Raw genomic sequence first — 4,084 nt, forward strand, 5'->3', positions numbered from 1 at the left:
AAATAATACTGAAATTACTTTCTACTTTAATGACCGAAGACAAAAAGGATACAAGCCCCTAAATTCATTTATGGAAAATATAAAAACAATTGTGCCACGATGCTTCAGCTTTAACGCCAAAAAGTCCTTGCTTCAGAGCCAATACATTTATTTATGGGGATTTTATGCCGTGAATTTTGAATTTTGAATTTTGAATTCGGAGCGAAGCGACGTGACTGTACGGAACTGGTTGGTGAGTGTAGCCTATAGCTAAATCAGAGAAGAATTTCACCAGATGCTTCGCTCCGCTCAAGATGACAATTTAAACATTTATCGTAAGTTCAAGGGTTTAAGACCCCTACATCTATATGTAGCACCAGTTTCAGTCGGGGTTTAAATCCCCGTCTGAAATGTCTAAAATGTTTGAATTTTGAATACTTCGGCTACGCTCAGTACAAGTTTTGAATTTTGAATTGTTAAGACTGTACGGAACTGGTTGGTGAGTGTAGCCTATAGCTAAATCAGATCCGACGCGTTGGCGCAGCCCGCCTTCTCTACGAGAGGCTTTGCGTAGCTTGCTTCCACGAAGTGGTACGGCATCGCATACGTGCGAAAATATTTTCTCTATGCCGTAGAATTTTTACTGTAAAAAACAAATATTTATTTCAAGTATGAATGAATCACAAACTTGGTATATTGTCAAGCTTTCTGTTGGTAATTGCGAAATTGTCCCTAGCGACAAAGTTGGAGACGATAATGTAAAGATTATAGAACAGTGGGGGCCTTTTAGTTCGCAAGAAGAAGCGATCGCTCGGCGTGTCGGACTTATTAGGGCTGGAAAGTGCCAACCAGTTTAAGTTAGGAGTTAGGAGTTAGGAGTTAGGAGTTCACAATTATGGTTTTTATTCCTAACTCTTCACTATTCACTCCTAACTTTATTCCTAACTCCTCACTATTCACTTCTAACTTTATTCCCAACTCCTCACTATTCACTCCTAACTTTATTCCCAACTCTTCATTTTTCTGCTGTGGTTGCGCCCTTAGCAGCAATTTTTTTACCTATCACGTCCACTGCTTTAGCGAATTGAGGATCTGCTAAAGTAGCGAGTTTGTCACGTTCATGAAGCCACAATTCCTCCATCTGGGTTTTGGTCAAATCTACCTTCACATCTGGACTAATACCTTTATGATTAATATCTGTACCGTTGGGGGTATAGTAATGAGCAATTGTTACCGCCAATCCTGAGCCATCTTCCAAGGGACGCACCGATTGCACTAGTCCCTTACCAAAGGTTTGAGTACCAACCAAAGTAGCACGCTTGTTGTCCTGCAAAGCCCCTGAGAGGATTTCACTTGCACTGGCTGAACCTTTATCCACCAGCACCACCAAAGGTTTATTCGTCAAGGCGCGTCCGTTTGCTTCTTCTTTTTCAGCCTCTCCTTGGCGTTCAACGGTGGAGACAATCTTACCTTTATCTATCCACATCCGGGCAATGTCTACACTGGAGAAGAGTAAGCCACCCGGATTACCACGCAGATCAAGGATATATCCAGCTACTCGTTTGCTTTCTAAATCCTTGATAGCAGTTTGCATTTCTTTACCAGCATTGGCGCTGAACTGGTTCAGGCGAATGTAGCCAAGATTACCTGCTGGAGTTTTCTTTTGCGAATATTTAACTGGATGAATTTCAATCCGCGCCCGTTTGATGTTAAACTCTTTTGTCTGACCATCGCGCCCAATCGTTAAGCGGACTTGCGATCCTGCTTCACCTCGAATCATGGATACTGCCTGAGTAGTATCCATCCCCTTGGTGCTTTTGCCGTCGATTTTAAGGATGATATCTTTTGCTAAAACACCAGCTTTAAAAGCTGGTGTATCTTCGATTGGCGCAATTACAACCAATTGCTTAGTTTTTTCATCCTGGCTGATCGTGATCCCAATGCCTGTCAGTTCTCCAGAGGTATCCACTTGCATATTCTTGAATTCCGCTGGATCCATAAACCGGGTATAAGGGTCTTCTAGCTTTTTGAGCATTTCCCGAATGGATTTATACGCTTCCTGCGGATTACTGTAAGACTTGCTCAAGTATTCCTTACGAACAGCCTGCCAATCTACCTGATTAAAAGTACCGTCTACATACTGGCGTTGAACAATTTGCCAAACTTCATCTACCAATTCTTTGGGACTTGCTTTAAATAAAGCCTGACCTCGAGAATGAATGCCAAGGCTAGCAACAGCGATCGTAGAGAGTGTCACTGCCGTAGCACCCAAAACAAGAATACTTTTTGTAGTCACCATAATGACAGCTGCGTCAGAGGGAAAATATATAGTCAGTATGCTCAATCTAACACAGCCTACCACTGTAGAGACCGAGTATGTATCCTTAATTTAAACAAAATACTTGACAATCCGGCGAACTTGATGGTTTATACAAGATTTTTGGAAGTGGGGCATGGGGCATTGGGCATTGGGCATTGGGCATTGGGCATTGGGCATGGGGCATGGGGCATGGGGCATGGGGCATTGGGCATTGGGCATGGGGACAAGGGGAAAGACTTGTTGCAAGTTATCACCAGTTATCACCTCTTGTCACCTTATCCCCTTGTCTCCCCCTGCTTCCCCTGCTCCCCTTACGGTTCTACCCAGCGTTCATCTCCCTTAATCAGATTAATTAATTCCTCTACACCTTTATCTTCTGGGACTTTTTTAATTTCCTCTCTACCACGATACAAAGAAATGTAACCAGGTGTTTTGCCAACATAACCATAGTCGGCATCCGCCATTTCTCCGGGGCCATTGACAATACAACCCATAACCGCTATGTCAAGACCAGTTAAGTGTTTAGTGGCTTCCCGAACTTTGTGCAGCACTTCCTCTAGGTTAAACAAAGTGCGTCCACAGGAAGGACAAGCGACGTACTCCACCATCGTTTTTCGCAATCCCAAAGCTTGGAGAATGCTATAACAGACGGGAATTTCTTTTTCTGGTGCTTCTGTAAGTGAGACGCGAATTGTATCGCCAATGCCATCAGCAAGTAAGGTAGCAATACCAGCCGTGGATTTAATTCGCCCGTATTCGCCATCACCGGCTTCCGTAACGCCTAAATGTAGCGGATAATCCATACCCAGTTCATCCATGCGCTTGGCGATAAGGCGATAGGCAGCTAGCATCACTGGTACTCGTGAGGCTTTCATCGAAATTACCAAGTTGCGGAAATCTAGAGATTCACAGATGCGAATGAATTCTATGGCAGATTCCACCATGCCTTCTGGGGTGTCACCGTAGGTAAATAGCATCCTTTCAGCGAGGGAACCGTGATTTACCCCAATTCGCATTGATTTACCTTGATCTCGCAAAGAAACTACTAGAGGTTCTAAGGTTTCGCGGATTTTATCGCCAATTTCGTCAAATTCGGTTTTAGTATACTCGGTTCGATTGAGGTTTGGCTTTTCAAACACATACAACCCCGGATTAATCCGTACTTTTTCTATGTGCTTGGAGACTTCCAAAGCGATTTTCAGCCCGTTGTGATGGACATCAGCCACAATGGGCACGTCTTGGTAAGTTTTTATTAATTTTTGTTTAATTTCTGCTAAAGCTTTAGCATGAGCCATACTCGGCACTGTGACGCGGACAATTTCGCAGCCTATTTCGTGCAGACGACGAATACCAGCCACGGAACCATCAATATCAAGGGTGTCTTCGTTAATCATTGACTGCACTACAACAGGGTAGCCACCGCCAATGGTGACATTTCCCACCTTTACGGGACGGGTTTTACGCCGCTTGATAGTTGTATCAAAGGTAGGTTGACTGGATGTAGTCTTTGAAGTATCTACTATGGGCAGAGTTTGCATAACCTGATTAGGTAAATTTGCTGTCGTTAAAATATCAGATTTGATAAATCTCTGTTTTCCAGATTGCCACAGGTGGTGGCCCTTTTGGTGATTATATAGAAAAAAAAATGGAGAATAAAACAGGCAAAGAATTAAAGATATGCTGCTTAAAAACTCTTCTAAGTGAGTAGCGATCGCTCTTTCACTGAGTTATAAATACTACTAATATCAGGGTAATTCTATGACCATAGTAGATACTTCAAAGACT

General features: G+C 43.1%; 6 protein-coding genes. 2 read left to right on the forward strand and 4 right to left on the reverse strand.

The window, feature by feature from the left end; genetic code table 11:
- Together LC574_RS29460 and LC574_RS29465 are read left to right on the forward strand one after the other, a co-directional pair.
- On the forward strand, window positions 1-187 hold a 187-nt coding region (locus LC574_RS29460), incomplete at its 5' end, for a hypothetical protein (RefSeq protein ID WP_229457164.1).
- A gap of 463 nt (window positions 188-650) precedes the next feature.
- Complete coding sequence (locus LC574_RS29465; protein WP_229457165.1) at window positions 651-836, forward strand: DDE transposase family protein; 186 nt, start codon at window positions 651-653, stop codon at window positions 834-836.
- Window positions 837-858: 22 nt separating this feature from the next.
- Here the strand turns inward: LC574_RS29465 and LC574_RS29470 are convergent, their stop codons facing one another.
- From LC574_RS29470 to ispG, 4 genes are all read right to left on the reverse strand, one after another.
- Window positions 859-1,029 carry a hypothetical protein gene (locus tag LC574_RS29470; protein ID WP_229457166.1) on the reverse strand — a complete coding sequence of 57 codons (171 nt, stop codon included), beginning with the start codon at window positions 1,027-1,029 and terminating at the stop codon, window positions 859-861.
- Complete coding sequence (ctpC, locus tag LC574_RS29475) at window positions 995-2,278, reverse strand: carboxyl-terminal processing protease CtpC (RefSeq protein ID WP_229457167.1); 1,284 nt, start codon at window positions 2,276-2,278, stop codon at window positions 995-997. The genes LC574_RS29470 and ctpC overlap by 35 nt, the downstream gene beginning before the upstream one ends.
- 90 nt (window positions 2,279-2,368) lie before the next feature.
- The gene (locus LC574_RS29480; RefSeq protein WP_229457168.1) at window positions 2,369-2,563 is read right to left on the reverse strand and encodes a hypothetical protein; all 195 of its coding nucleotides are present in this window, start codon (window positions 2,561-2,563) and stop codon (window positions 2,369-2,371) included.
- A 47-nt stretch (window positions 2,564-2,610) separates the two neighbouring features.
- Window positions 2,611-3,837 (reverse strand): (E)-4-hydroxy-3-methylbut-2-enyl-diphosphate synthase, encoded by a 1,227-nt coding sequence (ispG, locus tag LC574_RS29485; RefSeq protein ID WP_229457169.1) that lies wholly within the window; start codon window positions 3,835-3,837, stop codon window positions 2,611-2,613.
- Window positions 3,838-4,084 lie beyond the last annotated feature (247 nt).

This window comes from Nostoc sp. CHAB 5715 (genome assembly GCF_020829685.1).
Lineage (GTDB): Bacteria > Cyanobacteriota > Cyanobacteriia > Cyanobacteriales > Nostocaceae > Nostoc.

Coding starts and splice junctions, on each gene's coding strand:
- LC574_RS29465 (WP_229457165.1), top strand. CDS start 651: ATGAATGAATCACAAACTTGGTATATTGTCAAGCTTTCTGTTGGTAAT.
- ctpC (WP_229457167.1), bottom strand. CDS start 2,278: ATGGTGACTACAAAAAGTATTCTTGTTTTGGGTGCTACGGCAGTGACA.
- ispG (WP_229457169.1), bottom strand. CDS start 3,837: ATGCAAACTCTGCCCATAGTAGATACTTCAAAGACTACATCCAGTCAA.